Genomic DNA, 2078 nt, shown 5'->3' on the forward strand with positions numbered 1-2078 from the left:
ACAGTGATCAAGGAAGTGAAGGAGACTTTGCGCCGGGTGCCCCATAAAGGGGTGGGGTATGGAGTCCGGCGGTATCTGCAGGGGAAGAGAGGGAAAGTCCAACCCGGGATCAGCTTCAACTACCTGGGACAGTTGGATGGCTTCCGGAGTAAGGAGCTGCAACTGTCTGACTTCCCGATGGGAAATCAGATCCAACCTTCCAATCATCAAGAATGTGATCTTTATTTGCACGGTGTCATATTGAAAGGCTGTCTGCAACTCCGTTTGTTTGCAAACGGAGAGGCATATGAGACAAAAACAGTACAAAAATTGCTCTCCATTATAAAACAGTGCCTGGAACGGTTGGTTCAACATTGTCTGACCCAAAATGAAACCGAACACACACCCAGCGATTATGGAATGAAAGACTGGTCGCTGGATGATTTGGAAGATCTTCTCGATGTCTTTGAAGACGAATAAAAGAAAGTATGTAATATGTAGTCGCCTGTTCCAACCGGGCGGGCGACCTCCTCTTATTTATCACCAATTTTACGGAGGAGTGATCAAATGTGTTTCAGCGAAAGAACATCCAGGCAATTACCCGTCTATCACCGATGCAACGGGGAATCTTGTTTCATGTTTTAAAAGAGGACAACCCAAGTGTTTATTTCGAGCAGGTGTTATTTGAGCTGAAAGGTAAAGCGGATCCTTCCGGATTGCGGAGAAGTTGGGACTATTTGGTGAAGAGTCATGATGCGTTGCGGACGGTGATTGTACACCAAAAAGTGAAGGAACCCGTCCAAATTATATTAAAGGAACATCATTCCGCTTTTCGATATGAGGATTTGTCGGATATGGAGCCTTCCGACAGAGATGACTGGATCCGTCGGTTCAAGGAGGAAGAGAGGAACCAAAGGTATGACCTGGCCCGGGATGCACTGGTGCGTTTGACACTTTTACAAACCGGTGACAATACCTATCAAATGTTGTTCAGTTTTCATCACATTCTCATGGATGGCTGGTGTGTGGGCCTTCTGATCAATCAACTTTTAAAGGTTTATCTTGCAGATCAAAAGAGGGAAAAACCGTCACTTTCCGTGTCGGCTCCCTATCAAACTTTCATTGAATACCTGGATCGGAAAGATGAGGAAGAAAGCCTTCGTTTTTGGAGGAATCAATTGGCTGACTTACAGGTGATGCCCTTTCTTCCCAAACGTCCGGATCGGGTTGAGAGCTCTTACGACCGGCGCAGGCACCCTGTTCGATTTTCATCGGAAGAGACTTTGTCTGTGACTGAACTGGCCAAAAAACTGGGTGTTACTGTGAGCAACTTGGTACATGGAGTCTGGGGGGTGTTATTGCAACGATACTTAAATTCCGAAGATGTGTTGTTCGGCTCTGTGGTTTCCGGTCGTCCTTCGGACCTCCCCGGTGTGGAACAGATGATCGGATTGTTCATCAACACGATTCCCGTACGTGTCAATACAAAAAAAGGGGAAACCTTTTCTCAGTTGGTGAAGAGGATACAGGAGGTTTCCATTTCATCTCAAGCACATCATCATATTTCACCGGCTGATTTACAAGCTCAGATTACAGAAGCCCGATTTGATCATATTGTTGCTTTCGAAAATTATCCCCTAGATGACTCCATTTTAGATAATCCGGAACTTAGGTTTCAGCTGATTCCCAAGGACTCTTTTGAACAAACCAACTATGATCTCGTTTTGCAATTTCAATTAAAAGAGGAACTCCAACTTTGGATCACTTACAATCACTCTGTGATCGATTCCAACTGGATTCAATTAATTTCAGGGCATTTCCAGTCTGTATTGCAGGCGATCTTGCGTGATCCGGATACTGCAATTGAACAGTTGGAGATCTTGACTGCCGGTGAACAGTCACTTTTAAAACACTTCAACGACACCCGGGCGTCGTATCCGAAGGATGCGACCCTGGTCTCGCTGTTTGAGGAACAGGCAGCCCGTCAGGGGGAGCGGGTGGCGGTGAAAAGGGGAGAGAGGGTTCTCACCTACCGGGAGTTGAACGAAGAAGCCAACCGGCTGGCCCATGCCCTGCGGGAGCGGGGATTGGCCCGGGAA

The 2078-nt window shown here is 46.8% G+C and carries 2 protein-coding genes; both read left to right on the forward strand.

All coding sequences use genetic code 11. From position 1 onward, the window contains the following. A partial coding sequence (locus IEV46_RS17695) for a condensation domain-containing protein (RefSeq protein ID WP_229736208.1) occupies window positions 1-459 on the forward strand: 459 nt, incomplete at its 5' end. Between the two features lie 89 nt (window positions 460-548). Next, window positions 549-2078, forward strand: a 1530-nt coding sequence (locus tag IEV46_RS17700) for a condensation domain-containing protein (protein ID WP_188433928.1), incomplete at its 3' end; no start/stop codon positions are given.

It is taken from the genome of Kroppenstedtia guangzhouensis, from assembly GCF_014637345.1.
GTDB lineage: Bacteria > Bacillota > Bacilli > Thermoactinomycetales > DSM-45169 > Kroppenstedtia > Kroppenstedtia guangzhouensis.